We start from the raw sequence: 27,000 nt of genomic DNA, 5'->3' as shown, positions 1-27,000 counted from the left end.
ATGACTACTTTTGCTGCCCTCGGCACGCCCAAGGCCCTCGCCGACACCCTCACCGCCCAGGGGATCGTTGAACCGTTCCCCATCCAGGTCAAGACCCTGCCGGACACCCTGGCCGGACGCGACGTCCTGGGCCGCGGCCGCACCGGCTCCGGCAAGACCATCGCCTTCGCCATCCCGCTCGTGGCACGGCTCGCCGAGCGCGAGGCCGGCTACTTCCGCAAGCCGGGCCGCCCCATGGGCCTGGTCCTCGCCCCCACCCGCGAGCTCGCCACCCAGATCAACGCGACGATCGAGCCGCTGGCCAAGGCCGCCGGCCTGACCACCACCGTCATCTACGGCGGCATCTCCCAGGCCCGCCAGGAGAAGGCGCTGCGCGCCGGCGTCGACATCGTCATCGCCTGCCCCGGCCGCCTGGAGGACCTGATCCGCCAGCGCATCCTGACCCTCGAGGCCGTCGAAATCACCGTCCTGGACGAGGCCGACCACATGGCTGACCTCGGCTTCCTCCCCGTGGTCAAGAAGCTCATGGACATGACGCCCAGCCAGGGCCAGCGCCTGCTCTTCTCCGCCACGCTGGACAACGGCGTCGACAAGATCGTCCAGCGCTACCTGTCCAACCCGCTGACCCACTCCGTGGACGACCCGCAGGCCGCGGTGACCACCATGGAGCACCACGTCCTGGTGGTCAACGACCAGACCGTCAAGAAGCAGCTGATCGTCGAACTCGCCTCGGGCGCCGGGCGCCGTGTGCTCTTCATGCGTACCAAGCACCACGCCCGCAAGCTGGCCAAGACGCTCACCGACGCCGGCATCCCCGCCGTCGACCTGCACGGCAACCTCTCGCAGAACGCCCGCGACCGCAACCTGGCCGAGTTCTCCTCCGGCGACGTCCGCGTCCTGGTGGCCACCGACGTCGCGGCCCGCGGCGTCCACGTGGACGACGTCGAACTCGTCATCCACGTCGATCCGCCCACGGAGCACAAGGCCTACCTGCACCGCTCCGGCCGTACCGCCCGCGCCGGTTCCGACGGCACCGTGGTCACGCTGACCCTGCCGGAACAGCAGGCGGACGTCAAGAAGCTCATGAAGGCCGCCGGCGTCGACGTCAATTTTGAGCGCGTCACCGCCAACTCCCCGCTGGTGGCCGAGCTCGTCGGCGAAATGGCCGAGAAGATCGATCCCCGCACCCGCGCCGCGCTGCTGGCCGCCAAGATGAACCACGGCGGCGGCACCTCCACCGGCGCCAACGCCGAGCGCAAGCGCGCCCGCCGCCAGGCTGCACCCACGGCGGGTGGCCGCGGCGGCCGGGGTGGACGCGGACGGGTGTCCGCCGAGGCGCCCCGCACCGACCTTCCCCGCGCCGAGCGCCGCGCTGTCGCTTACGAGGGCCGGGCCGCCGCGCGCGACGCCGCGGACCGCGTCGCGGAGCAGAACCAGGACCGTGCCGACGCCGCGCGCGCCGAGCGCCGCAACGCCCGGGGTCGCGGCCGCGCCACGGCGTACGCGCACCACAACGACGTCCCGGCCGCCGGCGGGCGTGCCGCGGCCGGCCGCGGCTCCGACGGCCGCGCCGCAGACGGACGCAGCGACACCCGTGGGGCTTCTGCTCCCCGCAGCGGTGCTCCCCGCACGGGCGCATCGGCCGGCGGCCAGCGCGGCGGGCGTCCGGCCACGGGCCAGCGGGCTGCCGCCGGTGCCAAGTCCAGTGGTGCCAAGTCCGGTGGCGCGGCCACGGTGTGGTCTTCCAACACCGGCGGCACGTCGGGCGGGTCGTACGCCGGCGGCGGCAACGGCCGCTCCGGCAACGGGCGTCCGGCCCGCAGCGGCCCGCGCCGCGCGTCGGCCCCGGCCTCGAACGAGCGCCGCGGCCGCTAATCCCCAACCGCTCCCTAACCTCGCAAGTCCGCACCGGCTCCCGGCCCTCGCAAGCTCGGGTCGGGGCCCTCGCCGGCGCGGCTCCACGGTCAGGGAACCGGCGGTCGTGGCCCCAGGATCTTCGCTACGCAAGTCACAAAGCCTGGCGCCAGCTACCAGCCGCGGGTGCGCCACTCGTCCAGGTGCGGCCGTTCCGCGCCCAGGGTGGTGGGCCTGCCGTGGCCGGGGTGCACCACGGTGTCATCCGGGTAGACGTCGAACAGCCGCTCGCTCACGTCGGTGATCAGCCGGGCAAACCGTTCCGGGTCCTTCTGCGTGTTGCCCACGCCGCCGGGAAACAGCGAGTCGCCGGAGAAGATGTGCGCCGGGCCCGCCGGGTCCTGGTACACGAGCGCCACCGAGCCGGGTGTATGCCCGCGCAGGTGCACTGCCGTCACGTCGAAACCGTCGAAGTTGCCGACGTCCCCGTGATCGAGCAGTACGTCCACCGGCACCGGCAGCTCCGGAGCATCCAGGGTCCCGGCGGCGGTCCTCGCCCCGGTGGCTTCCACGAGGCCCGGCAGCGCGCGGACGTGGTCCCAGTGCTGGTGGGTGGTGGCGATCAGCGCCAGCTTCGGCGTCGCGGCCGTATCCGCGGCGGCGTCGGCGAGCAGCCCCTGGATGGCGGCCAAGTCATCGGCCGCATCGATCAGGAGCTGGGCACCAGAGGCTTTCGCGGTCAGCAGGTACACGTTGTTGTCCATCTCGCTGACTGAAATCCTGCGGATGGTGATGTCACGTAACGAGTGAATAAGCGAGTCCATGGGCTTCAGTCTAGGACGGCCTATTCGCGGCCCTGGGAGACCCAGCTCGGGTCGGCCGCCCGGGAGCCGACCACGGCGTCCGCCGCGGCGTCGAGCGTCCCGAGCTGGGCCGGCGTCAACTCGAGCGCCAGGGCGCCCAGGTTCTCGTCGATCCGGCCCGCCTGGCGCGTGCCGGGAATCGGGACCACGGGCAACCCGAGTTTGCGGCCCTGGGCGAGTAGCCAGGCCAGCGCCACCTGGGCCGGAGTCGCGGTGTGTCCCGGGTTGCTGAGTTCGGCGGCGACAGCCCGGACCGCGGCGACCACGGCCTGGTTGGCGTCCAGCGCGGTTTCGGCGAAGCGGGGGATGTTGCGGCGGAAGTCGTTGCTGCCCAGTTTCGAGGCGTCCACGGTGCCGGTGAGGAATCCCCGTCCCAGCGGCGAGTAGGGAACGAAGCCCACGCCCAGCGACGCCGCGGCAGGAACCACGTTGCGTTCCACGTCGCGGCTCCAGATGGACCACTCGCTCTGGACCGCGGCGATCGGGTGGACGCTGCTGGCCTCCCGCAGCTCCTCGGCCGTCACTTCGGACAGGCCCAGGTGCCGCACCTTGCCGGCGCGCACCAGCTCCGCCATGGCCTCCACGGTTTCCACAATCGGAACGCGGAGGTCACGGCGGTGCAGGTAGTAGAGGTCGATCACGTCGGTGCCGAGCCGCTGCAGGCTGCGGTCCGCAGCCTGTCTCACGTAGGCGGCGTCGCCGCGGATATCCGTGTAGCCGGCCGACGGGGTCCCCACGAGGCCGAACTTGGTGGCCAGCTGGACCTCGCCGCGCCGTTCCCGGAGCAGCTGTCCGATCAGTTCCTCGTTGCTGCCGCCGCCGTAAATGTCGGCGGTGTCCAGGAACGTGACGCCGGCGTCGAGCGCGTGGTGCAGGGTTTTCAGGGCTTCGGCCGGGTCCACGTCCCCGTAGACAGGGGTCAGGGCCATGCCGCCGAAGCCCAGGGGGCTGACTGTGAGGCCGTCGCCGAGCTGGACTGGTGTTGCCGTCATGTGGTCTCCGTTCGCGCTGTGGGTGGTTCCGTCCCTGCCAAGAACCGCCGGGCGCGCGCTGCTATTCCGGGGCTGCCGCTTCACCGGCCGGCAGGAGCTTCAGGCCCGCTGCGCAGCCGACAATGGCGGCGATGAACAGCAGCTTAAGCGGGCTGGCGGGTTCGACGCCGGTGGCCATCGCCCAGCCGACCGTCAGCGCCGCGCCGATTCCCACCCAGACGGCGTAGGCCGTGCCGAGCGGAATACGCCTCACGGCCAGGCCGAGCCCGGCCATGCTCAAGGTGGCGGCCACCGCGAACACGAGGGTCGGCAGCGGCCGGCTGAAGCCGTCGGACAGGCCCAAGGCGGTAGCCCAGACGGCCTCCAGGACGGCGGAGGCGAGCAGGACCAGCCAGGCGAGGGCCGGGGCCGGCCGGTGTGCCGTGCGCGGTGTCGTCGTCATCATGCCACCAGCTTCAGCCCGACGACGCCGGCGGCGATGCCGCCGAGCAGCAGGAGCCGGGAAAGTGTTGCTCGTTCAACTTTGGTGATGATGGCGTACGCCGACGTCAGCACAACGCCGACGCCCACCCACACGGCGTAGCCGGTGCCGGTCGGGATGCTCTGCAGGGCGACGGCGAGGCCCCCGGTGCTGGCCAGGACCGAGACGAGGAAGACGAGGGCGGGGACGATCCTGCGGCGGCCCGTTGCCTGCGCGGTGCGGTGCAGGGCGGCGGCCCAGACGGCCTCCAGCGCCCCGGAAAGAACGAGTATCAGCCACGACATGACAAGCTCCTGTGGCCAGTCTTGTCGCGTGCCGGGTACTGAACCGTCGTCCGGAGGCCCGGAACAGCGGGCCTTGGGGCCCAAGTTTAGCAAGTCCCGCGCCGCGGCGGGGCGGGCAATGCGGCACCGCCGGCGTCACAGCCCGGCGGCATCGCTCCAGACCGTGAACGTGCGCCCCACGGAGTAGTGCGTGCACGGCGCCTCCGGCGCGGTGAGGTCGCCGGCGTCGATGTCGGGCGCGGCTGAGACGACCGCCCGGCCGTCGGCGTTGACCAGGGTGGCCCGGGCCCCGATGCGCCGCAGCGCCGGCATGGCGCCGCGTTCAAGCCGCTGGACTGTGACGTCGATGCCCACAATTCCCGCCACAGGGCCGTCCGGCCGGGTGAAAACCGGGTGGGTGAAGGTCAGGACGTACTCGTCGCTGCAGAGGAAATCCACGTACGGCCCGGTGACATGCGCCTGGCCTGTTTCGACGGGGATCCGGAACCACTCGGCCTTGACGTAGCGGCTGATGGAGTTGGGGCTGAAGTTGGCCAGGGCGTCTACGGGTTCCAGGTCCGGGCCCTGCCACCAGGCGATGTAGCTGCGCCCGGGCCCGAGGAGTCCGGCGTTGGCGATGAACCCGGCGCCCGCAGCATAGCCGTCCGGCAGCTGCACGAGCTCCTCGACGACCGGCCGGATGAGCTTGTCCACGGCCGTGCCGGTGACCTTTCCGGACAGGGCGGCCAAGGCCGCTCCGGCCTCGGCGGCCCACGCGGCCAGCCGGTGCTCGATGCCGGCGATCGTGGCGTCGAGCTCGGCGGCGGCCCGTCCGGCAGGTCCCGGACCCGACAAACTTGGGCCTGACGTCCTCGGGTAGTCCGGTGCGTCGGGTGAACCTGCCGCCTGACCTGCGGTGGAGGTGGTTTTGGTCATGGTCGCTGCCTTAGCTCGAAGGGCCGGGATCCTGTGGTCAACGTTCTGGGGTCAAAGTTCCGGGGTCAACATTCCGTGGTCAATAGCGTTTGGCCTGCTCGGTGAGCAGCCAGTCCGTCGTGGCGGAGATGAGGGCCTTGACCCCGGTTTCCGAGGCCCCTGGCTGGTGGGCTTCGATGGCCGCCGCCACGTCCTCCAGCAGCAGCGTGGTGCGCCCGCGGTAGCCCGCGTCGGCGCAGGGCAGCAGGGTGAGGGTGCCGAGATCGGCCTGCAGCCGGATCAGTTCCCGGGCGAGCCGGGCGGAGCGGGCAATGGCCGCGACTTCGAGCAGGAACTCGGAGAGCGCCAGGCGCCAGCTGAGCGGGTCATCGTCCATGGCGGGGATGAACGAGCGCAGCGTGGCGATGTCGGCGGCGTCGGAGCGCCGGGCGGCGACGCCAGCGCACGCGGCGGCGATCGCCTGGTAGTGCAGGGCCAGGTCCCTGATTTGCAGCCGGCTCAGCCCGTGCAGTTGCGCCAGGGCCCGTTCCCGGGAGGGGAGCACGTTGTCGGCGATGAAGCTTCCGCCGCTGCGGCCGCGGGCGGTCCGGATGATGCCCGAGGCCCGCAGCTGGGACAGGGCCTCCCGCGCCGTCACCGCAGACACGCCGAGTGCGGCGGCAAGTTCGGTTTCGTTGGGCAGCCGCTGTCCGCTGGTCAGGAGCCCGGTTTCCACCGCCTGTTCGATCCGGCCGCACACCTCGTCGACGAGTCCGCGGGACTTGATGGGGGTGAACACGGCCGCCAGGCTTCGGGAGGCGTCTTTGGGTGACAGCAGCACCAGGGCCTCCCTTCCCTACGCCGGTATCCGGGCTGATGCCATCCTAATCCGGGCTTTGCCGGGGGGTCTATACATAAAACCTATGAAGTAATAGCATTTGGGCCAGCAGCCCGGTGTGGACTGGATCACATTCGGCTGCGTGGCTTTCCCGTGGATGATCCGGCAACGACCTAAGGCGCACCGCATGACCGAAACACTGGCCGCTGGCACCTCCACCGGGACCGAAGAGGTCCCGGCAATCCGCCTTCGCAAGCTCACCAAAGTCTTCGGGGACGCCGTCGCGGTCAACGGCGTGGACCTGGACATCCGGCAAGGGGAGTTCTTCTCCATGCTGGGCCCGTCCGGCTCCGGCAAGACCACGGTCCTGCGGCTCATCGCCGGCTTCGAACTGCCGACCTCCGGCAGCATCGAACTCGAAGGCAAGGACGTCACGGGGATGGCGCCGTTCCAGCGGGACGTCAACACGGTCTTCCAGGACTACGCCTTGTTCCCGCACATGTCCCTCGTGGACAACGTCGCCTACGGGCTGCGGGTGCGCGGCATGCCCGGCAACCAGCGCCGGGAACGGGCCAGGGAGGCCCTGGACCGCGTCCAGCTGGGGAAGTTCGTCGGCCGCAAGCCCGCCCAGCTCTCCGGCGGGCAGCGGCAGCGGGTTGCCCTGGCCCGGGCGCTGGTCGTTGAGCCGAAAGTCCTCCTGCTGGACGAGCCGCTCGGTGCCCTTGACCTGAAGCTCCGGCAGCAGATGCAGGTCGAGCTCAAGGAGCTGCAGCGCTCGCTGGGCATCACGTTCATCTTCGTCACCCACGATCAGGAAGAAGCCCTGACCATGAGTGACAGGATCGGCGTCTTCAACAACGGCAGCATCGAGCAGATCGGCACCGCGCACCAGATCTACGAGCACCCCGGCGGCGTCTTCGTGGCCAATTTCGTCGGCACCTCCAACATTTTCGACGCCGCCCAGGCCCGGGCCGTCTACGGCCGGGAGGAGCCGCTGTGCATCCGCCCCGAGCGCCTGCGCCTCGCCTGGTCCGGGGAACCGGACCACCGGCCCGGCACCACCTCACGGCCGGGGATCGTGACGTCGTTCGTGTACGTCGGGCACGCCACCCAGGTGCGGGTCCAGCTCGACGGCGGTCCCGCCGTCGTCGCGCTCGTCCCGGAGACGCTTCCCGGCAGCGACGCGGAGCTGGTGGGCCGGCCCGTCACCGTCAGCTGGGACGACGACGCCGTCGTCTGGCTTCCGGCGCACGGCGGCTGACCACTCCATCTCTTCAACCCACCTCGAAAGGTAAGGATCATGGCACCCAGAACAAAAGCCTCCCTCGTGATCGGGGCGGTTGCGGCGGCAGCGCTGGCGCTCGCCGGCTGCGGAACCAGCGGCGGAGGGGGCTCCTCGCCGTCGGCGCAGCCGGCCAAGACCGAGATCGGCGCCGGCGAGGGCCAGCTGTCCATCCTCGGCTGGCCCGGGTATGTGGAGGACGGCAGCAACGACCCCGCGGTGGACTGGGTGCACCCGTTCGAACAGGAAACCGGGTGCAAGGTCAGTTTCAAGCCCTTCGGCACCTCGGACGAGGCCGTGACCCTGATGCGCACCGGACAGTACGACGTCATCTCGGCCTCCGGCGATGCCTCGCTGCGGCTCGTCGCCGGGCAGGATGTGCAGCCGGTCAACATGAGCCTGCTCAAGAACTACCCGGACATCTACCCGTTCCTGAAGGACAAGGCCTGGAACACAGTTGACGGTGTGAACTACGGGATGCCCCACGGCTGGGGCGCCAACCTGCTGATGTACTCCACGGACAAGGTCACCCCGGCGCCCACCTCGTGGAACGCCGTGTTTGACGACGCCGCCAAGAACACCGGCAAGGTCACGGCCTACGATTCGCCCATCTACATCGCCGACGCCGGCGTCTACCTCATGGCGCACAAGCCGGAGCTGGGCATCAAGAACCCCTACGCACTGGACAAGGACCAGCTGGCCGCCGCCGTCGACCTGCTCAAGCAGCAGCGCACGCACGTCGGCGAGTACTGGAGCGACGTCGTCAAGGAAGTCCAGGCCTTCACGTCCGGCAGCACCGTGGTCGGCACCACCTGGCAGGTGGGGGCGAACCTCGCCGAGGCCAACGGCGCCAAGGTTGCAGCCTTCCTTCCGTCGGAGGGCGCCACGGGGTGGTCGGACACGTGGATGATCGGGTCCAAGACCAAGAACCCGAACTGCGCGTACAAGTGGCTTGACTACATCGCCAGCCCCAAGGTGAACGCTCAGGTGGCGGAGTACTTCGGCGAGTCGCCGGCCAATGCCAAGGCCTGCGGGCAGACCAAGGACCCCAAGCACTGCGAGACCTACCACTCCGGTGACGAGGCCTACGCCGAAAAGATCTGGTACTGGACCACCCCGGTGGCGGCATGCCTGGACGGCCGCAAGGACGTCAAGTGTACCGACTACTCGGAATGGACCAAGGCCTGGACGGAAATCAAGGGCTGAGTCCGACCCCCCCACGCGGCAGCGAACCTGCACATCACCAGCCGGCCCGGCGGCCGGCAGAAACTAAGGCGAGATGGCACAACAGATCCAGCAGCTTCCGCCCGGGGCACCCCGCACAGCCGGGGACGTGCCCCGGGCGAAGGCCAACACGTTCTCGGCACTGCTGCACCGTTCGCCCCGGCTTCGGCTTGCCGGGCTGCTCACGGCACCGGCGCTGTGGCTGGTGCTGGTCTACATTGCGGCCCTGGCCGCACTGCTGGTCACAGCGTTCTGGACCGTGGACACCTTCACCGGGCAGGTGTCCACGGAGTGGACCACCGAGAACATCGTCACGGTCCTGACCGACCCGGTGTACCAGCGGATCACGCTGCGCACCTTATGGATCGCGGTGGCGGTCACCCTGATCGACATGGTCCTGGCGCTGCCCATCGCGTTCTTCATCGCCAAGGTGGCTCCCGCCCGCTGGGAGAAACTGCTCGTGGTGGCCGTGCTGATGCCGCTGTGGGCCAGCTACCTGGTCAAGGCGTACGCCTGGCGGAATGTCCTGGCCGAGGGCGGGCTGCTGGAATGGCTGGGGGCGCCGATCGGCCTGTCATCGCCGGGGTACGGCGAGACCGCCGTCATCCTGACCCTGTCCTACATCTGGCTGCCGTACATGATCCTGCCGATCTATGCCGGCTTTGACCGGGTGCCGGACTCCCTGCTGGAGGCCTCCGGGGACCTCGGCGCGAAACCGCTGACCACCATGCGCCTTGTCATGCTTCCGCTGCTGGTCCCCTCCATCATCGCGGGCACGATCTTCACGTTTTCCCTGTCCCTGGGCGACTACATCACGGCGCAAATTGTCGGCGGGACCACGCAGATGCTCGGCACCGTGGTCTACGCCAACGTCGGCGCGGCGAACAACCTGCCGTTCGCCGCGGCGGTCTCGCTGGTGCCGATCGCCATCATCATGTTCTACCTCTTCATCGTCCGCCGTACCGGCGCCCTGAACAACCTGTAGCGCGAGGAGCACCATGAGACTTTCCCGCAGCGCCAAAGTGGTCCTGGGCGTCATCACCGCGCTCGTGTTCCTGTTCATCTACACGCCGCTGCTGCTGGTGGTGGTGAACTCGTTCAATGCGGACCGGACATTCGGCTGGCCGCCCAAAGGCTTCACCCTGGAGTGGTGGGGCAAGGCCTTCGACTCCCCGGGCGTCCGCGAGGCCGTCGTGTCCTCCCTGTGGGTGGCCGTGGTCGCAACCGTCGTCTCGCTGGTGCTGGGGACGCTGCTGGCGCTGTCACTGCAGCGGTACGCGTTTTTTGGCCGGGACGTCATCAACCTCCTGGTGATCCTGCCGATCGCGCTGCCCGGCGTCGTCACCGGCATCGCCCTGAACAACATGTTCACCACCATCCTCGGCGTCCCGCTGAGCCTTTGGACGGTCGTGATCGCGCACGCCACCTTCTGCATGGTGACGGTGTTCAACAACGTCATTGCCCGGCTCCGGCGCATGAGCCCCGGGCTGGAGGAAGCGTCCGCCGACCTCGGCGCCGGCGTCTTCACCACGTTCAACCTGGTGACCTTCCCGCAACTGCGTTCTGCGCTGCTGGCCGGCGGGCTGCTGGCCTTCGCGCTGAGCTTCGACGAGATCATCGTCACCACGTTCACCATCGGGGCGGGGGAGACCACGCTGCCGATCTGGATCCTGCAGAACCTGTTCCGCCCGAACCAGGCGCCCGTGGTCAACGTCGTCGCCGTCGTGCTGATCGTGGTCTCGATCGTGCCCATCTGGCTCGCGCAGCGGCTCTCCGGGGAGTCGGTCGGTGTCGGCGGGGCGCGGGTGAAGGCCGAGAAGGGCTAATCGTTGCCGGGCGCCGGTGGACGCTACCGCGCCGCCGCCTCTACCGCGTCGATGGAGACGACCGCCAGGAAGCCGCGGCCGAGGACTTCCGGCGTCTGCGCATCCGCACCGACGACGGCGTCGTAACGGCTCAGCTCGATCCGCTCGGGCGCGGATGCGCCGGCGGCCGGCGGTTCCACGGGGGCTGCCGGGGCGGGACTGACGCTGGCCTGGCCCTGCAGCAGGATGCCGAACTGGCCCGCGAACAGCGGATAGGCGCGCTTCTTCGAGAGTTCGACGATGGACGTGTAACCCCTATAGGCGCCGTTGCGGGTAATGACGTTCAGGTCCATGATGTCGCCCGTGGGAAGTGCGCCCGCGGAGTCCGCGTCGCCGGAGAACCGGAATGGGCGGTACTTCTCCAGCGGGTGCTCGGCTCCGTCCACGCTCAGGAGCAGCAACTCGCCGTCAATGACGGTCAGCACGCGGTCCATGCCGGTGAAGGCGGAGAAGGGCCCGGCCGAGGCGACCTCGGCAATGCTGATGCGCCAGTCCGACGGGGTGCTGTCCGCGCCGTTTTGCCCCGACGCGGCCCGGGGGTGCCGTGCCAGTTCGCGGGTCACCCCGCCGCCGTTGCGCCAGGGGGTTGCATTGAGCTCGGCATAGCGGATGATCTGCATCGCCTCAGCCTATCGGGCCGGACCACCGTGCCGGACGATCGAACCGGAGCCGTCGTGAAGTCGGCGGCGGATGCCCGGTCTTGCTAACGTCAAGGCAGGAAGCGTTCAAAAGGAGCCCGAATGTTCGTCAAAGTCTGCGGCCTGAGCACCCCGGAATCAGTGCGCACCGCGGCCCGGGCGGGCGCGGACGCGGTCGGCTTCGTCCTGACCCGCAGCCCGCGCCAGGTCACGCCGGAACAGGTCAGGATTCTGCTCGCCGATGTCCCGGCCGGACTGCCGGCCGTGGGGGTGTTCCGGCACGAATCCGCGGCCGACGCCGTCGCCGTGGCCCGCGAGGCGGGCCTGGACTGGGTCCAGCTCCACGGCGACCGTTCGGCGGCGGACGTCCGGACAGTGCACGACGCCGGGATGAAGCTCATCCGGGCCGTCACCATGGCAGCCTCCCCGGAAGCCTTCGAGGACTGGGGCGAGGAGCTGCTCCTGATCGATGCCGCTGTCCCCGGCTCCGGCGAAGCCTGGGACTACGGCTCCGTCCGGGCCAAATCCGTGTCCGGATCCTTGGCTGGATCCCTCACTGGACGGAAGTGGCTCCTGGCCGGCGGCCTCGACCCGGCCAATGTGGCCCGCGCGGCCGCGGAAGCCGGTGCGTGGGGCGTCGACGTCTCCTCGGGGGTCGAGTCGGCGCGCGGCGTCAAGGACCTGGCCAAAATCGGGGATTTCGTGCGGGCAGCCAAGTCGTCGGAGTGAGGCTGCCCGCCGTTCGCTTGCCTAGGAGCGCTTGATGATGACGTCGTCGATGTATTCGTCGCCCTTTTGCCGGTAATGCTCGGCCCCCAGCTGAACCTTGCTCAGGCTGCTGCCGAGCATGCTGACGCTGGAACTGCTGTACCGCTGGACGCCGTCGAACCATACCTGGATGGTGGTTGAGCTGCCGTTGGCCGTCACCCGCATGCTCACGTGGTGCCAGGCGCTCAGGGAAATGCTTGAGGAGACCAGCTTGGTGTACACGAAGGAGCCGCTGGGCGACGTCACCCGGAGCCACAGCTGCCCGTTGCTGTTGTACCGGTAAATGTCGGCAACCCGGGTGGAGCCGGAAAAGAACCGGAAGTATGGGACGTCATTGCCCGAAACACCGGCAACGGTGATGTTGAACCAGCCGTCCGCGTACGAGGTCTTGGTTCCCGAGGCAAAGGCCGGGGAAGAAAGGTTGGCGAGCGAGCCGGAGTCCGTGGTGACGTGGAGCTTGGCCGATTTCGAGCCGGCGTGTTTCGTGGAGCTGGAAATAGTGGCCGTGCCCGTGCCCCCTACCTGGGGAATCAGGCCGCACCAGCCGCCCGCCTCGAATCCTGTGGCCAGCACGACCGTTCCGGGATAGGAGTTGGTCGGCGCGGGGCTGCAGGTTGCAGCGGTAGCGGCCTGGGCGGAGCCAAAAACAAGGGAACCGGCTACGAGCAATCCGAGCGTTCCCGCCATGCTGAGGGCTTTGAGTTTTCTCATGGACAGTACTTTCCGTGCTGGGGTGGATTTGTTCAGGTGTGCCGGCGCCATGGCGCCGGCACGGCTGGGCGAGTTCACGCCAGCTGTGTCAGCTGCACCAGGCGCACCACCGCGGAGACTGCGACGATCGCCAGCAGGGCTGCGGTGATGATCAGTACGGGCCGGGGGAGGGCCTTGTCCGGCTTCAGGACGCGCAGCACATCGCAGGTCACGAGGGCCGAGACCGTGGCCAGCCCGGTCAGGAAGACGATCATTTCGCACGCACCTGTGACACGGCGCGCCGCGGCCTCCTGAGCTCAAGGCCCAGGAAGGCGAGGGTGACGAGCGCGAGGATGCAGACGCCTGCCGGCGGTGACCAGAGCCGCGCATAGATCATGGCTGTCGCCACGAGGGTGGACATAGCGAGGCTGGTGGCGATGGCGATGGCGATGCTGAGGGGGAGTGCGCCGGTGGCCTGCGCCGAACGCGGCGGGTCCAGACGCAGGAGCAGGACCAGCGCTGTCCCGGGCCCGGCCAGCATCAGCAGGCCGATCACCGCCAGGCGCAGGCCCTCGGGCCCGACGAACGAAAGCGGGATGGCGGCGACGGCGACGGCCGCCGTCGTGTAAGTCACGTAGCTGCGTTCACTTGGCATTGCTAACTCCTTCGATGTGAAAAATCACGCCGCCGGCGTTCTCATATACCTTCGTCCAGCCCGGACTGGTGGCGCATGTGGCGATAAAACGTTGAAGGTCGCCGGTAGGGGTTGAGCCGCGGAGTTCGGCCGCCGCCTGCTGGCTTTCGGTAATGATCAGGTACGCGCCCGCCTTGCGGGCGATCTGGTTGGCGGCGTCGCAGCTGAGCGGCGGGGCGTCGGGAATGGGCTCGGCAGGCACGAGCGCCCGGTAGTCGTACTCCGCGTAGTGCTGGAATCTCCACGGGGTGTTGCGGACCGCCTCGATGAGGACGGCACCGGTGGGCGCGGTGGCATAGAGGTGGTTCACGACAGCGATCTCGTCGTCATTGAAGCTCTCCATGCTGTCGTTTCCGTAGCGCGAAACGATCGTGGTCGTGGCCAGGACGGCGCCCATCAGCAGCAGCCCGACGGCGCGCCGGAGGCTCAGCCCGGCCGACCGGTCAGACATCAGCGGCAGCACCGCCAGGCAGACGGCGAACGGCAGGCTGAACAGATACAGCCGCAGGAGCAGTTCACCGCCGTATGGCTGGAGCGGAATGAGGACCAGCGGGGCAAGGGCCCCGGCCGCGGCGGCCAGCCACGGCGCTTTCCGCCGGTAGCCCATGAAAGCGCCGATGGCCGCGAGAATCCAGACCAGCGCGACCTCGGCCATGCGCGTGTAGACGACGAACACGTGGGCGTCGCTGCCGGAGACCCGGGTGCTCAGGGCGCCGAAGCTGTTCGCGCCGATGTCACCGAGGGCGCTGAACAGCTGGCCGAAGTGTCCTTCAAGGAAAGTCGATGCCGCAAAGAACAGCCAGCCGACAGGCAGGACAACGGCAAGTACCGGCAGGAAGCGCAGCCGCAGGCGGCCGGTCAGCAGCAGCGCCGCCAGGATGGGGATCGCGGCAAACGGGGTGAGCTGATGTGAAGTCGTCATGGCCAGCAGCAGCAGCCCGCAGACCACCACGAGCACCGCCGCGTCCCTCGGTGACGGCTCGATGATGCCCTGCCGGGGAACAGCGCCGTCCAGCCTGGTGACATTCCGGGTCAGCCACCGGGAGGACCGGGTGCGGTCCGGGGGCCAGGCCCATCCGCCAAAGACGCACAGCAGGCAGGCCACCAGCGTGACGAGGAGGAGGAACGAATAGCCCTGCGGCGACAGATAGTCCTGCCCGATCCAGCTGGCCAGGTAGAAGATCCAGACGGCCGCCCACGCCTGGCGCGGATTGGCGGTCAGGCGCCGGGCCAGGGCCAGCAGGGGTGCCAGCAGGAGGATGTTGATTCCGACCGGCGCCCACGTGGCGATGCCCATGAGGTCCTTGGTCCCGGTTGCGCCGGACAGCATGGCGAGCAGATTGAAGAATCCTGGCCAGTTGAAGTAGGCGTCCAGGTTCGGATTCAGCTGCCCTGACTGGGCGATGGTGTCGGCGATGCCCAGATGCCGGTAGCTGGCCTCAAGCCGCGGCAGGCCATGGATGACGGCGTCGGCGCCGTGCAGCACGACCACCGTGACCATGATTTGCCACGTCAGGAGGGCCGGAACGAGGCGGCGGAGGCTCAGCGAGGCCACAAACCCGGTCAGGCTGAGAGCGAGGGCGACGAAGTAGGCCGGCGGGAGGACATCAATGAGTCCGGACCCGCCGATCCGCGTGGGATCGACCTGCGTCATGCTCCAGACGCCGAGGACGAGGGCCACTGCGGCGGCCGCGGCGAGGGCGCCGACATGCCACGTGGGGGTCAGTCCAAGGTTGCGGTGGGTGGGCGGTTTGGCGGCGCCGTCGCGCACCCGGGGGTCGTGCCGGTTGGCGGCGTGCGCCGGGGGGCTCCCAGCCGTTCTATGTGTCATGATTTCTCGATTCAGGTCGGCTGGTGGCGTGCCGCTGAAGGACGCTCGCCTGTGGTGGCGGCGTGTTTCGCCCGGGTCAGGAGGACCAGACGCCGGGCGGCGATGAGCGCAGCCGCCGCCTGGGCCACTGCCCAGAGCACGGAGACGCCGGTGAGGCCGGATTGCTGGGCCACGGCCGCGGCGGGTGCCACGACCAGGATCGCGGCCAACGTGGCGACGACGATGGCTTCGAGAAGCCGCCCTTGGGCCCGGCACAGCCCGTAGTAGACCTGGGTCACGCAGCTCAGCAGCAAGGCCGGAACGAGGACCGGCAGCAGGACCCAGGCGGACGCATACTGCGGACCGAGGAACCCCAGGAGGAACGGGCCGGCAAGTATCAGGAGGAGGCCTGCGGCGAGAGTCAGCAGGAGGCTGGCGCGGAGCGCGGAGCTGACCAGGCCGGGCCTGGCCCGTGTCCCGGCGAGGGCCGTCTGCAGGGTGAAGCCGGCCGACTGCGGCACGAAGAACACCGCCGAGGCCATCATCCACACCATGTACCAGGCGGCCGTCGAGGACGGGCCCAAGGTGGACGCGACAATGAGCGGGAGCAGGTAGCCGGGGGCGCGGTCGGCGAGCATGAGGGCGTGGTTGGGCAGGCCCGGCTTCAGGAGCTTCAGCGCCGGACGCGGCCGGAGACCGTGCCGCCAGTCCGGGGAAACCTTTGCCCGTCCCAGCTGGCGCAGGCCCACGAGGACGCTGGCCAGAGCGCCGGCGGCAACGGCGGCCACCACCACGGCCAGGTCACGGAAGCCGACCGCGAACGCGGCGGCCAGGAAGGCCAGCTGCACGAAGCTTTGCGCGAGGCTCCGGACCAGGGTCCGGTCCGCGCGTTCCTGGGCGACACCCACGTGGTCCAGTTGGTAGGCGCTCGCGGCCAGGAGCGCAGTGGCGACGAACAGGATCGTGACCAGGGGATCGTCCCAGGCCTCGCCGACGCCCGTGCCGATCCAGCGTGTGATGGCGACCAGCAGGCCGGCGCCGAGGAGGGAGAACGTGGCGACGGTCAGCAGGCTTGTCGCGATGAGGCGCCTGCCGCCGTCGGATTCCGAGGGCAGGAGGGTCAGCGTGGCGGGGCCGACGCCGAACATCCCCAGCTGCACTGTAAGGAGGGCGGCGGACACTACCGCCGAGCCCAGGCCCAGTTGCGCGGGCGGGAGCACGAGGGCCGCGAGCGCCCAGAACAGGAACCCCGTCACCATGGGCGCGATCCTCGCGGCCGCCAGCCAGGCCGCATTTCCGCCGACCGAGATGGGTTTATTGGCCGGGCGCAGGATCTCGCCGAACATGGCGCCGTAGTTGTAGAGGAAGAAACACACCCAGTACGGCAGGAAGCGGGGAGCCCGGAACAAGGACATGCCCGCCCCGCGCACGGTGGCCAGCAGCGGCACCAACACCATCCAGCCATGACGCCGGTGCTTGCGGACGGTCCGGGCCATCCCGGCCCCGTCCTGGAGCCACTGGTCGCGGGCGAAGTCAAACGTGTCGCCGAACCGGTGCCTGACCACGACCGAGTCGGACACCCCGAGCCGGTAGCCTGCCTGCTCCAGGCGGATCCGCAGCTCCACGTCCTCGCCGGAGCGGAAGTCGTCGTCGAACCCGACCGCGAGGAGCACGTCGCGGCGCATCAGGGTGGCGCTGACGCCGAACCAGCCGCGCACGCGGCTGTGGTTGTGGTGCCAGGCCAGCGCCGCCCCCCAATACCCGGGACCGTCGGCTTCGCTGGCCAGGCCGAACTGCAGACCGTCGTAGCCGCCGGCCTCGAACTCGGCCAGCAGCCGGCGCAGGCTGTCCGGCGGCAGGACGACGTCGGCGTCGATCAGGGCGACGACGTCGCCGGTCGCGGTCCGGGCGCCGAGCATCCGTGCCGCCGGCAGGCCGGCGCCCTCGTCGGATATGACGGTGGCGCCGCACGCGCGCGCGATCGCGGCCGTGTCATCCGTCGAGCAGCCGTCGACAACGATCATTTCGTGCGGGTGTTGGCTGCGGATTGATTCCAGGCACTCGCCCAGCCAGGCTGCGGCATTGCGCGCCGGAACCACAACCGACACCTTCAGATCGCTCACGTGGAACCGCCTCACTCATCCAGTTTTGAGCGGACCAGGTTTGCGATGAAGTCGGATGCCTGGTCCGCGGACCAGGCGGCGGGCAGCCGGAGCAGCCAGCAGGGGACGTCTTCCAAGGCGCGGCGCACCACGGCGGCCTTCTGGCCGAAGTGGGCCTCGAGGGGAACGAGGCTGGTGGCGCCGAGGGCCTCGACGAGCCGCCGCGACACCATGGGCAGTTCCGAATGGAAGTTGCCGACGATCCGCGATGTCATCCACTCCGCGCTGCGTGCCTCCAGCCGTGCGTCGGCACCGTCGAAGCGCTCGAGGAAGATGGCCAGCTGCGTTGGCGCCGCGGAGGAGATCCGCTGCGCGCCGAAGACATGTTCCGGCTGCACCATCCGGTGCTCGGGGGACCAGCGGCGGGTGAAGGCGGCCGTTTTTGGATACCGGACTATGACCGGATGGACCGCCGTGGCCAGGTGGGCGACAGGGGTTGTCAGCCAGCCGGGGGCCAGGGGTTTGCGCGTCCCCCGGAACATGTCCGGGTAGATGGCGCGATGATGGGGTTTGATGAACATCGGTTTGGCGTAGCCCATGAGCATGCCGCCGGAACCCATGAAGGCCCAGTCGTCGGCCATGAACCTTACGTCGGGCATGGCCACCAGTTTCGCCACGGTGCTGGTCTTACCGACCCCGCCCCAGGCCGGCAGGAGTACCCCGGAGCCGCGGAAGTCCACCACGGCGGCGTGGATCATCGCGGTTTCCTCCTGCACGCAGAGGCGGTCCAGCAGGGGGATGACGGAGGTCAGCAGCTCGCCGGCGCCTTCGATCCGGTACCCGTCCTTCGTCTCGAGGATCTGGACCCGGTCCGCCGGGATGTAGAGGGATTCGCCGGTGAAGCGGTAGGCGTCCTCCGCGTGTGACTGGCTGGACACCGGCGAGACCTTCCCGCCGACGGTGATCCGCCGGGGCGCGCTGGAGTTCCCCAGGAACGGGGCGAGCATGTCACGGAGTTGCGGTTCCCCCGGTGTCCCGGCCTCCACATCGATTCCTACGATCCCATGGACGTCGAAGGAGGCTCCTGCGGACGCACTCATCGGCTGTTTCACGTCGCGTTCAGACTGGCTCATAATCCAAACTTTCTGGGGTCGGGTTCGGGCGGTCGGGTGGTTCCCGGTGCAGGGTGGGCACCGTGCCGGGTTCTGGGACGGACGCCTCGCCGGCGCCGGTCACTGGACTTCCCTCCAGGGCTCTTCGGCCGGCACCGGGGCCGGTTTCAGCGGCGCGGGAGCAACGGGCAGGCGGCGGCCGCGCACGTAGCCGGCCGCCGTGGCGGTGAGGACGGCGACGATGGCTGCCGCCCGGCCGAGCCCGGCCCGGTCCTCACCGCTGAGCCAGCTGCGGACGCCGGCAAACACCGCACGGGGCAGGACCTGCCGGACATACCGCCGTTCGGGGCCGAGCGCCCGCTTGTGGCCGACCACCTTGCTGACCTGGGCCTTGGAAATACCTTCTGACCAGGAGCGCGCCAGCATGTACCGCAGGGTGCCGCGCCCGGCCGGAACGTGGTGGTGCACCAGGGCCGCGGGCTCGTAGACCACGCGCGATCCCGGGGCGCCGATGACGGCGCGGATGCACAGCTCGGTTTCTTCGCAGCCCAGCGGCACGGCGTCCTGGCGGCCCAGGGCGGTGTTGAAGCCGCCGACACGGTCAAGGACGTCGGCGCGGAAGGACATGTTCGCGCCGATCACGTTGCGGACCTCGGCGGCAACCTTGGGCATGCCCCGGTAGGTGCAGCCGACGATCCAGTCGAGCTCGTTGGCGAAGTGGCCCGGTCGTCCGGCTTCCCAGATCGGTTCCACCCGGCCGCCGACGGCGAGGACGCCGGGGTCGTCGTACAGGGCCGCGAGCCGTTCGAGCCAGTCCGGTGCGGCTTCGGCGTCGTCGTCCAGGAACGCCACGATCTCGGCCTTCGCGACGGCGGTGCCGGTGTTCCGGGCGCCGGAGAGGCCCTTGGGGCCGGTGTTCTCGACAATCACCGCGTCAGGGACGCTGAAGATGAGCCGCTTGTAGAGGTCCACGTTGTAGTCGACGACGACGATCGTCTGCTTGGCCGGGACGGTCTGGGTCCGGACCGAGTCCAGGGCCCCCATCAGCAGGTCCCAGCGGTCTTCGGAATAGGAGCAAATGACGACGGATACGGCCGGCAGGCCCGGATTCAGGGACATTTCAGTCACCTGCCCGTACGCCCAGCACGCTGCTGGGATCGGTGGGAACGTGCGGGAACGCCTCGTTCGGGTACTTGTATTTGACCCGGCGCAGGGCCTCGGGGCGTGCCCCGGCGGTGGGGGCCTCCCAGCTCACGCGCTCGCGCGCCAGTGTGCGCAGCACCCGCCAGCCGTCCCGGAACGTGTGCAGGTTTGACTGGCCGGAAATGCGGGACAGTTCATGGCTGGGAACCTCGGCAATGCGCAGGCCGGCCCTCGAGGCCCGGACGATGAGTTCCGTTTCGATCTCAAACCCGTCCGACTCCAGCTCCAGGATGTCAACGCATTCGCGGCGCAGGGCGATGTAGCCGTAGCAAAGGTCCGAGTAGTCGCTGTGCAGCACGGCGTTGGCGAGGCCGGTGAGCATCTTGTTCCCGCCGCTGCGCAACCAGGTCAGATCGTCCGAGCCGCCGCCGGTCACATAGCGGGATCCTTTGACGAAGTCGTATTCGTGCTGCAGGGGAGTCACCAGCCAGCCGATTTCCTGGGGATCCATGCTGCCGTCGCCGTCGAGCATGACAATGATGTCGCCGGAAGCGGCCGCGAATCCGGCGCGCACGGCATTTCCCTTGCCGGGGCGGGGTTCTTTCACCACCACGACGTCCAGGCGCAAAGCCTGGGCAACTTCCACGGTGCCGTCCAGGGAGCGGCCGTCGACAATAACCACCTCATCGACGTATGAGGGCATGCGCCGCAGCACCCAAGGCAGGTTCATTGCCTCGTTCAGCGTGGGTATCACCACGCTGACGGAGGGATTCGCCGGCGGGGGCGTCGTTTGGGGGCGCGCGGTCGGCTTGAGATTAGGGATGGACACTGGCCTCACCACTCAAAGAAGTATTCTGCTCGCCCCAACTGCAGCGCTTCCCGGTAGCTCGACCCGGAAACAGACCCGATGCACACGCCCGACAGTTGTGGACAACTTAGTTATTTGCCCCAGGATTAAAGTTTGATCACGGCACCTTGCATTAACCTTGGATTAACTTGTAGTTTCAACTAAAAAACTGCGGATTCGGTTGATGGACCGCTGCCCGCATGCGAGACTAGCCGGATGCGGACACCCGTTGACAGGGGGCGAGTGCCGATCCGCAGCCGACGCCTCCATTTTTTTCGCTTCTTGCCGGTCCCGGCCGTGGTCCTGGCGCTGGCCGGGTGCGGCAGCGTGACCGCACCTGTCGCCGAGCGGCCGCTGTTCACCTCGGTTTCGGCCTCTCCAAACAGCCAGCCGGCAACCCCTCCGGCGACGCCTGCAGCGACGCCTCCAGCCGCAGCGCCCGCTGCTCCGGCGCCCGCTGCCTCCGCACCGCCGGCGGCCGCGGAACCTGGCGCCGGTTCCGCGCCGCCGGCGGGGGCAGGTGCGGCGCCGGGTCCGGTCCGGACCACTGACGTGTCCATGACGGGCGATCTTCCCGGCTGGAAGCAGGTCTTCGTCGAGGACTTCTCCGCCGGTGACGTCCCGGTGGGCGGTTTTCCCGGCCCGCTCTACAGCTCACGGTGGAGCGCCGGCTACAAGGACGGCACGCCGGACACGGCGGGGCAGAAAAACGGGGGCAAGACCGGCTACTACCCGTCCAAAGTTCTCAGCGTCCGCAACGGCACACTCGACTGGTACCTGCACACGGAAAACGGGATCATCATGGGGGCGGCGCCCACGCCCAAGATCCCCAACGCCAGCTCCAACCCGCCGCGGGCCAACAGCCTGCTCTACGGCCGGTATTCGGTGCGCTACCGGGCCGACGCGATCCCGGGATTCAAGACGGCGTGGCTTCTGTGGCCGGACAGCGGCGTCTGGCCCCGGGACGGCGAGGTCGACTTCCCGGAAGGGGACCTGGCCAAGATCATCTACGGTGCCGTGCATTATGACCGGAACGGCGCGGACGCGTTTGAAAAGTTCGATTCCGACCAGTCCGTCACGTCCTGGCATGTGGCCACGATGGAATGGAGCCCGGGCCGGGTCGAGTTCTTCCTTGACGGTCGTTCGCTGGGCGTCAGCAACAAGGCGCCCACCACCCCCATGCACTTGATCCTGCAGACCGAGTCCTGCCTGACCGGCTGCCCGGCGCCCACGGCCCAGGGCCACGTCTCCCTCGACTGGATCAGCATCTGGGTGCCGGCCTGAGCGGTCCCTTCCTGAGCGGTCCCTTCTTGAGCGGTGCCGGCTTCCAGCCGGCGCGCCTGGCCCTCGCCTGGCCCGCGCCTGGCGGTCCCGCACCGGGCCGCCTACCCGCGCCGGAGCGTGAACGTATCCGTAAAGGTGTAGCCGTCGGCGGGAACGAACCGGGCGGCCAGTTCCTCCGGCGTGGCCGTGACATCCAGTGTCCCGAGGGCCGGATCCTGGTTCTTCCCGGACGTGCTGGCAAAGTAGCGCATTTCCGGGTCGTCGGTCTTCACGTTGTACAGCCCGACGCCGCCGACGCCGACAGTGGCGAACACGGTGCCGGAACCCTGGGTCATCGAGGAGCCGGTGTCCGCCAGGCAGCCGGCGGTGAAGCTGGCGGGAACGAGTTCCCGGCAGTTCGCTCCGGTGGCCAGCTGGTGTGTCCGCTGGTAGACGTGGTCATGGCCGGACAGGACCAGATCCACCTTTTTCTCGATCAGCATGTTCGTGAACTCCTGCCCGGCCTGGCAGTCGTAGTTGCCGACGCTCAGGCAGGGGGTGTGCATGCCCACCACGGTCCACGCGATGTTCCGCGATTTGGCGTCGTCGATCGCGTCTACGGTCCAGCGCCAGCGTTCGCTGTCCCGTGAGTAGTCCAGCGGCTGTCCGTCGGCGAAGTCGATGCCCGGGGAGACGAGAATGAAGCGGACGACGGGATTTTGCTCCGGGACGTCCATGCGCCATTGCGTGCCGTATTCCCCCTGGAGTCCGGGCATCCTGTTGGGCAGGCACTGGACGTACTTTCCGATGTCGCCGTCGCGGCCGTCGCTCTCGTGGTTTCCGGTCAGCAGTTGGTAGGGGAACTCCCCGCCGAGGCGGCCGGTGACCATGTCGCAGAACTCCTGCTCGAACCCGGCCTTGTACGCGAAGTCGCCCAGCGCCAGGTTGAACTGGGGCTGGAGTCCGGCCACGACGTCGAGCACCTTCCTGGCGCCCGAGCTGATCCCGATGTCCCCCTGGGCGGTGAAGTGCACGGTCTCTCCGGGGGACGGTGCGGCAGTCGGCGACGGCGGTCCGGACGGCGCCGGGCCCGGCGAGGTCGTGCCGGGGCTCGGGCGCGGCGAGGGCTCCGGCGGTCCGGGAACGCAGGCGGACAGCAGCAGGACCAGACCCAACAGGGCCGCGCCCGCACCCGCCTTGCCACGTTTCCCCAGGGTCCCGGCCACGTTTCCTCGCATCACTTGGTCGATCAGGATGGTTTGAACAGTGTTGTTGGTTTGCGTACTGCCGTGAAATTGGGTGATTACCCGGCATTTACAGGCCAGACTAACCCGGCCGTGGGGCGATGGCCAGAGCAGGCGCCGGGCGTCAAGAGCCGGCGGGACCTAGCCCGCGCGGGGCTTCCTCGTTAGCATGCTGGGTGGGGAAACACCCCGACCGTCCCGGCGGGACAGGCCCGCCCCGGCTCGAAGGAGACCGTTGTGACTCTGCCCGAAGGTTTGACCCCCGGAGTGTGGACGCTGGACATGTCCCACAGTGAAGTCGGCTTCAGCGTCCGCCATGCGGGCATCAGCAAGGTCCGCGGCCGGTTCAACGAGGCTTCTGCCGAGGCCAGGGTGCACGATTCACTCGCCGACGCCAGCCTGCACGCCACGATCAAGACCGCCAGCTTCGACTCGGGCGACGCCAACCGTGACGCCCACGTCCGCGGCGCGGACTTCTTCGACGTCGAAACCTACCCGGACATGACATTCCGGGCCACCGGGATCCGGGGTGACGGGGACGACTACGTGCTGACCGGAGACCTCACGATCCGCGGCGTCACCAAACCCGTGGAGCTCGAAGTCGAGTACACCGGCGTTGCGGTGGACCCGTTCGGCGCCACCCGGGCCGGGTTCAGTGCCGAGGCGGACATCAGCCGCAAGGAATTCGGCCTGACCTGGAACGCCGCCCTCGAGGCCGGCGGCCTGCTGGTCAGCGACAAGGTCAAGATCAGTGTTGAAGCCGCCATGGTCAAGCAGCCGGACGCGTAAGGGCGGTAGCCGAAACTCAGGGATTTTTCCGGGCCAACCCCTAGGTCGAATGTCACTCCGACGGGCGAGAATGGATCCATGAAGACACTCCTGAACATCATCTGGCTGCTCTTCGGCGGCCTGTGGCTGGCCCTCGGATACTTCCTCGCCGGCGTCGTCTGCTGCCTGCTGGTCGTCACCATCCCGTGGGGAGTGGCCTCGTTCCGCATCGCTTCCTACACGTTGTGGCCGTTCGGGCGCATGGTGGTGGACAAGCCGGGCGGCAACGGCGTCTTCACCCTGTTGGGAAATGTCATCTGGCTGGTGGTGGCCGGCATCTGGATGGCGATCGGGCACGTCATCACGGCTTTCGCCATGGCCATCACGATCATCGGCATCCCGCTGGCCATCGCCAACCTCAAGCTCATCCCGGTGTCGCTGATGCCGCTGGGCAAACAGATCGTCCCGTCCAGCAGGCCCTTCGTCACGGCCTACAGCCACAGCCGCCGCTAGGGCGGCCGGGCGGCCTGCGGACACAGCCGCCGCCACGTGCGAGGAAACCGAGGGAGAGGTTCATGAGCGAACAGGCGTCCGGCGACACGGACCTCATGTTGGTCATTGTCCGCGAGTTCAGGGCACCGCTCGGGGTGGTCTGGTCCGCGCTGACGGACCCCGACCAGGCTCCGGACTGGTGGGGCCCGCGGGGCTTTCACGTGCCGCGGGAGAGCATTGACGCCGACCTCGAAGTCGGCGGACTGTACCGCGCCTGCATGGTCCAGGACAGCACCGGGCAGGAATACTGGTGGAGCGGCGTCCACACCGACGTCGAGCCGCCGCACCTGTTCGTGTTCACGCACGCCTGGGACAAGCCGGACGGCACCCGCGGCTTTGAGACCGAGGTGACCATCCGGCTGGAGGAGATCGACGGGGGCACCCAGATGACGTTCACCCAGGGCCCGTTCGAGTCCGCGGCCAGCCGCGACCGTCACGGCGAGGGCTGGCGGGATTCCTTCGACCGGCTGGCGAGCCACCTCAGCATCGCCGCGTGAGTAACGCTCAGCTGAGTTCGCCCTGCAGGTTCCTCCGGGCGGCGTCCAGCCACAGGGCACGGCCGCGCTCCGTGTGGAAGAGCGGATCGAGCTGCAGCAGCTGGCGGACGACGGCGGCGCGGCCGGCGGCGAAGTCGGCGTCGCCGATGTGGGCGAAGTCTTCCCGGACGGCGGCCACGTACCGGGCATAGGCCTCCGGTTCCCCGCCGAGCACGGAGAGATCGGCGTCGCTGAGCAGGGCGCCGGCGTCGTCTCCGGGATCCGGGCGGTGGTCCGCCGTCATCAGCACCAGGCGCACCACCTCGTCCACCTCGCCGGCCGGGAGTCCGGCGAGGTGTAGCCGGTCGCCGGCCAGCCTGGCCGACTCTTCCTCATCCTCGCCGGCGATGCCGCGGTAGACGGCATCGTGAAACCAGGCAGCGAGCAGCACGGTCCGGGCCGGGCGGGCCGGCTCCGTCAGCAGGTCGAGAGCTTCCAGCACGGCAAGCAGGTGGGTGCGGCCGTGGTACTTCCGGTGGTCTTCGCCCCAGCGGTCCAGCAGGTCAAGGAAGAGCGCATCGTGGCCGGGGAGGACTTCGTTCCAGCGGTTCAGGAGCGGAACCCGGAGTGCTTTCCCGCGCCGCCGGGCCGGGATGCGCAGGCCGCTCGCAACCAGCTTGCGCACCAGGACCCGGCCTTCCACGGGGACGGCCCCGGCCGCGACGAGGTCCCCGTAGCGGGCCTCGGCCACGTCATAGTGGTCGCCGTCGAACGCCCGTTCCGGGATGCCGGCGGCGGCGGCGAAAGCGTGCAGCTCCTCGAGGGACGTGTCCGACACGAGGTGGGAGAAGCGGGTTCCGTGGGCAGGCCAGAGCGGCGGATCGACATAGACGGCCATGGAGGCAGTCTAACGCCGGTCCGGTCCGCCTCCGGGGTCACACCGCGGCGGCGGGACGGATGTTCTGGTTGCCGTGGAAGACGTTCCCGGGGTCGAACTCGCGCTTCACCCGCGCCAGCCGGGCATAGTTTTCCTCGCCGAACGCGGCCCGGACGCGGTCCTGGCCCTCGTCCCCGACGAAGTTCAGCCAGACCCCGCCGTTGGCGTACGGCGCGATGTCCGCCCGGAACTTCTTCACCCACGCCTTGGCGTCCTGCGCGGCCGCCGGCGTTGCCTCCATTCCATAGGGGTGGGTAACCCACTGGGCGGCGCGGTTCTGCAGCGGAGTGCCGGCGGCTGCCGGGCCGGCGACCGCGCCGCCCCAGCGGACAATAAGCTGCTGGGAATACGGCTCGGGAAGGTGCCGGGCCGCGTCCACTGTCACGTCCAGGGCGGCATCCGGCAACTCATCGTGGTAGTCGGCACTCCAGTAGTGATAAAGGTTGGGCGGGTCATCGATCATGCACTGGAAATCGGCATAATTCATCTCGTCCACAAGGTCCACGGCCGGGCCGAGCGCGCGGAACGCCTCGGCGTGTTCGGCGCCTTCGGCCGGGTCCCCGGCGTAGAGGAACGCCATTCCCACGGCGAGGTTGCCCACCATGTCGTCGGGGACAAACGGCTCCGGCGGGGCGGTGAGGTACACCAGTGCGCCGCCGACGGCGTCGGGCGCGGCCAGGGCGATGTCCCGGTAGCCGCGGCTGATCTCCGCAGCGGCGGCACCTGGCCAGAGCATGAGCCCGGCCATGACCTGGGGGCCGAGCCGGTGCAGTTTGAACGTAAACTCCGTGGCCACGCCGAAGTTGCCGCCTCCGCCGTGCAGGGCCCAGAACAGCTCCGGGTTCTCAGCAGCGCTCGCCGTGACGCGCTCCCCGTCCGCGGTCACGAGGTTGACGGAAACCAGGTTGTCGCAGGCGAATCCGTAGCTGCGCTCCAGCCAGCCGGAGCCGCCGCCCAGGGTGAACCCCGCGACACCGGTGGTGGAGGCCCGGCCGCCGGTGGTGGCCAGGCCGTGTTCCTGGGTGGCACGGTCGAACTCGCCCCACGTCACTCCGGCCCCGACAGTGGCGGTCTGCCCGTCCGGGTCCACGGTGATCGATTTCATCGGGCGGACGTCCACCACCAGGCCGCCCTCATTGGTGGACATCCCGGCCACCGAATGGCCTCCCGCGCGGACGGCCACGTCGAGGCCGTGCGACCGGGCGTAGGCCAGGGCCTCGGCGACGTCGGCCGGGCCTGCGCATCGGGCGATGACGGCCGGATGGCGGTCGATCATCGTATTGAAGACTTTTCGTGTTTCGTCGTACTCCGGATGACCCGGCCTGACCCACTTCATGGCAGTGCTCCCTCGCCTGACCGCGGCTCCGCCCCAGTCCAAA

28 protein-coding genes and 1 riboswitch are annotated in these 27,000 nt (G+C 69.1%); of the genes, 10 read left to right on the top strand and 18 right to left on the bottom strand.

Annotation, left to right across the window (positions count from 1 at the left end; all coding sequences use genetic code 11):
- Complete coding sequence (locus CFN17_RS03630; RefSeq protein ID WP_208750009.1) at positions 1-1,875, top strand: DEAD/DEAH box helicase; 1,875 nt, start codon at positions 1-3, stop codon at positions 1,873-1,875.
- Between the two features lie 152 nt (positions 1,876-2,027).
- On the opposite strand, the gene CFN17_RS03625 is transcribed toward CFN17_RS03630, so the two are convergent.
- From CFN17_RS03625 to CFN17_RS03600, 6 genes are all read right to left on the bottom strand, one after another.
- Entirely contained in the window at positions 2,028-2,678 is a 651-nt protein-coding gene (locus CFN17_RS03625; protein WP_208750008.1) for an MBL fold metallo-hydrolase, read from the bottom strand.
- 20 nt (positions 2,679-2,698) lie between these two features.
- Positions 2,699-3,709 carry an aldo/keto reductase gene (locus CFN17_RS03620; protein ID WP_208750007.1) on the bottom strand — a complete coding sequence of 337 codons (1,011 nt, stop codon included), beginning with the start codon at positions 3,707-3,709 and terminating at the stop codon, positions 2,699-2,701.
- 61 nt (positions 3,710-3,770) lie between these two features.
- Entirely contained in the window at positions 3,771-4,154 is a 384-nt protein-coding gene (locus CFN17_RS03615) for a multidrug efflux SMR transporter (protein WP_261792345.1), read from the bottom strand.
- Positions 4,151-4,474, bottom strand: coding sequence for a multidrug efflux SMR transporter (locus tag CFN17_RS03610; protein ID WP_208750006.1), 324 nt, complete (start codon positions 4,472-4,474; stop codon positions 4,151-4,153). Before CFN17_RS03610 ends, CFN17_RS03615 begins: the two co-directional genes overlap by 4 nt.
- Before the next feature lie 10 nt (positions 4,475-4,484).
- Positions 4,485-4,551: riboswitch (guanidine-III (ykkC-III) riboswitch) on the bottom strand.
- Positions 4,552-4,609: 58 nt separating this feature from the next.
- Positions 4,610-5,389 carry a cache domain-containing protein gene (locus CFN17_RS03605; RefSeq protein WP_208750005.1) on the bottom strand — a complete coding sequence of 260 codons (780 nt, stop codon included), beginning with the start codon at positions 5,387-5,389 and terminating at the stop codon, positions 4,610-4,612.
- A 79-nt stretch (positions 5,390-5,468) separates the two neighbouring features.
- On the bottom strand, positions 5,469-6,209 hold the full coding sequence (locus CFN17_RS03600) for a FadR/GntR family transcriptional regulator (RefSeq protein ID WP_208750004.1): 741 nt from the start codon (positions 6,207-6,209) through the stop codon (positions 5,469-5,471).
- A 184-nt stretch (positions 6,210-6,393) separates the two neighbouring features.
- On the opposite strand from CFN17_RS03600, the gene CFN17_RS03595 reads away from it, so the two are divergent.
- The 4 genes from CFN17_RS03595 to CFN17_RS03580 all read left to right on the top strand — a co-directional run bounded on the left by CFN17_RS03595 (position 6,394) and on the right by CFN17_RS03580 (position 10,538).
- Positions 6,394-7,467, top strand: a complete 1,074-nt coding sequence (locus CFN17_RS03595; protein WP_208750003.1) for an ABC transporter ATP-binding protein — start codon at positions 6,394-6,396, stop codon at positions 7,465-7,467.
- Between the two features lie 39 nt (positions 7,468-7,506).
- Entirely contained in the window at positions 7,507-8,694 is a 1,188-nt protein-coding gene (locus tag CFN17_RS03590) for an ABC transporter substrate-binding protein (RefSeq protein WP_208750002.1), read from the top strand.
- A gap of 73 nt (positions 8,695-8,767) precedes the next feature.
- Positions 8,768-9,697, top strand: coding sequence for an ABC transporter permease (locus CFN17_RS03585; protein ID WP_208750001.1), 930 nt, complete (start codon positions 8,768-8,770; stop codon positions 9,695-9,697).
- 13 nt (positions 9,698-9,710) lie between these two features.
- On the top strand, positions 9,711-10,538 hold the full coding sequence (locus CFN17_RS03580; RefSeq protein WP_208750000.1) for an ABC transporter permease: 828 nt from the start codon (positions 9,711-9,713) through the stop codon (positions 10,536-10,538).
- Between the two features lie 23 nt (positions 10,539-10,561).
- On the opposite strand, the gene CFN17_RS03575 is transcribed toward CFN17_RS03580, so the two are convergent.
- Positions 10,562-11,197: a HutD family protein gene (locus CFN17_RS03575; protein ID WP_208749999.1), complete on the bottom strand. Its 636-nt coding sequence runs from the start codon at positions 11,195-11,197 to the stop codon at positions 10,562-10,564.
- 120 nt (positions 11,198-11,317) lie between these two features.
- Here CFN17_RS03575 and CFN17_RS03570 point away from each other — a divergent pair, with 120 nt between their 5' ends.
- Positions 11,318-11,944, top strand: coding sequence for a phosphoribosylanthranilate isomerase (locus CFN17_RS03570; protein WP_208749998.1), 627 nt, complete (start codon positions 11,318-11,320; stop codon positions 11,942-11,944).
- A 21-nt stretch (positions 11,945-11,965) separates the two neighbouring features.
- Here the strand turns inward: CFN17_RS03570 and CFN17_RS03565 are convergent, their stop codons facing one another.
- The 8 genes from CFN17_RS03565 to CFN17_RS03530 all read right to left on the bottom strand — a co-directional run bounded on the left by CFN17_RS03565 (position 11,966) and on the right by CFN17_RS03530 (position 20,363).
- Complete coding sequence (locus tag CFN17_RS03565) at positions 11,966-12,694, bottom strand: hypothetical protein (protein WP_261792344.1); 729 nt, start codon at positions 12,692-12,694, stop codon at positions 11,966-11,968.
- Between the two features lie 74 nt (positions 12,695-12,768).
- Positions 12,769-12,948, bottom strand: a complete 180-nt coding sequence (locus CFN17_RS03560; protein WP_208749997.1) for a hypothetical protein — start codon at positions 12,946-12,948, stop codon at positions 12,769-12,771.
- Positions 12,945-13,328 carry a hypothetical protein gene (locus CFN17_RS03555; RefSeq protein ID WP_208749996.1) on the bottom strand — a complete coding sequence of 128 codons (384 nt, stop codon included), beginning with the start codon at positions 13,326-13,328 and terminating at the stop codon, positions 12,945-12,947. Before CFN17_RS03555 ends, CFN17_RS03560 begins: the two co-directional genes overlap by 4 nt.
- A complete protein-coding gene (locus tag CFN17_RS03550) occupies positions 13,318-15,198 on the bottom strand; it encodes a hypothetical protein (protein WP_261792343.1) in 1,881 nt (626 codons plus the stop codon). Before CFN17_RS03550 ends, CFN17_RS03555 begins: the two co-directional genes overlap by 11 nt.
- Before the next feature lie 11 nt (positions 15,199-15,209).
- Positions 15,210-17,300, bottom strand: coding sequence for a glycosyltransferase (locus tag CFN17_RS03545; RefSeq protein ID WP_208749995.1), 2,091 nt, complete (start codon positions 17,298-17,300; stop codon positions 15,210-15,212).
- A gap of 11 nt (positions 17,301-17,311) precedes the next feature.
- On the bottom strand, positions 17,312-18,412 hold the full coding sequence (locus CFN17_RS03540; protein WP_208749994.1) for a hypothetical protein: 1,101 nt from the start codon (positions 18,410-18,412) through the stop codon (positions 17,312-17,314).
- Positions 18,413-18,511: 99 nt separating this feature from the next.
- Complete coding sequence (locus tag CFN17_RS03535; protein ID WP_208749993.1) at positions 18,512-19,510, bottom strand: glycosyltransferase family 2 protein; 999 nt, start codon at positions 19,508-19,510, stop codon at positions 18,512-18,514.
- Position 19,511: 1 nt separating this feature from the next.
- Positions 19,512-20,363, bottom strand: a complete 852-nt coding sequence (locus CFN17_RS03530) for a glycosyltransferase family 2 protein (RefSeq protein WP_261792342.1) — start codon at positions 20,361-20,363, stop codon at positions 19,512-19,514.
- A 576-nt stretch (positions 20,364-20,939) separates the two neighbouring features.
- Here CFN17_RS03530 and CFN17_RS03525 point away from each other — a divergent pair.
- Positions 20,940-21,665, top strand: a complete 726-nt coding sequence (locus CFN17_RS03525; protein ID WP_261792341.1) for a glycoside hydrolase family 16 protein — start codon at positions 20,940-20,942, stop codon at positions 21,663-21,665.
- Positions 21,666-21,766: 101 nt separating this feature from the next.
- Here the strand turns inward: CFN17_RS03525 and CFN17_RS03520 are convergent, their stop codons facing one another.
- A complete protein-coding gene (locus CFN17_RS03520) occupies positions 21,767-22,870 on the bottom strand; it encodes a metallophosphoesterase (RefSeq protein WP_261792340.1) in 1,104 nt (367 codons plus the stop codon).
- Between the two features lie 255 nt (positions 22,871-23,125).
- Between CFN17_RS03520 and CFN17_RS03515 the strand changes: the two genes are divergently transcribed.
- The 3 genes from CFN17_RS03515 to CFN17_RS03505 all read left to right on the top strand — a co-directional run bounded on the left by CFN17_RS03515 (position 23,126) and on the right by CFN17_RS03505 (position 24,705).
- A complete protein-coding gene (locus tag CFN17_RS03515) occupies positions 23,126-23,677 on the top strand; it encodes a YceI family protein (RefSeq protein ID WP_208749991.1) in 552 nt (183 codons plus the stop codon).
- Between the two features lie 78 nt (positions 23,678-23,755).
- Positions 23,756-24,169 (top strand): YccF domain-containing protein, encoded by a 414-nt coding sequence (locus CFN17_RS03510; RefSeq protein ID WP_208749990.1) that lies wholly within the window; start codon positions 23,756-23,758, stop codon positions 24,167-24,169.
- A 62-nt stretch (positions 24,170-24,231) separates the two neighbouring features.
- Entirely contained in the window at positions 24,232-24,705 is a 474-nt protein-coding gene (locus CFN17_RS03505) for an SRPBCC domain-containing protein (RefSeq protein WP_208749989.1), read from the top strand.
- Positions 24,706-24,712: 7 nt separating this feature from the next.
- On the opposite strand, the gene CFN17_RS03500 is transcribed toward CFN17_RS03505, so the two are convergent.
- Together CFN17_RS03500 and CFN17_RS03495 are read right to left on the bottom strand one after the other, a co-directional pair.
- Positions 24,713-25,582, bottom strand: a complete 870-nt coding sequence (locus tag CFN17_RS03500) for a DUF4031 domain-containing protein (RefSeq protein WP_208749988.1) — start codon at positions 25,580-25,582, stop codon at positions 24,713-24,715.
- Positions 25,583-25,619: 37 nt separating this feature from the next.
- Positions 25,620-26,957 carry an FAD-binding oxidoreductase gene (locus tag CFN17_RS03495; RefSeq protein WP_208749987.1) on the bottom strand — a complete coding sequence of 446 codons (1,338 nt, stop codon included), beginning with the start codon at positions 26,955-26,957 and terminating at the stop codon, positions 25,620-25,622.
- Positions 26,958-27,000 lie beyond the last annotated feature (43 nt).

The sequence above is a fragment of the Arthrobacter sp. PM3 genome (assembly GCF_003352915.1).
Lineage (GTDB): Bacteria > Actinomycetota > Actinomycetes > Actinomycetales > Micrococcaceae > Arthrobacter.
Note: the sequence above shows the minus strand (reverse complement) of the source record. Positions and strands in the feature narration are given on the sequence as shown.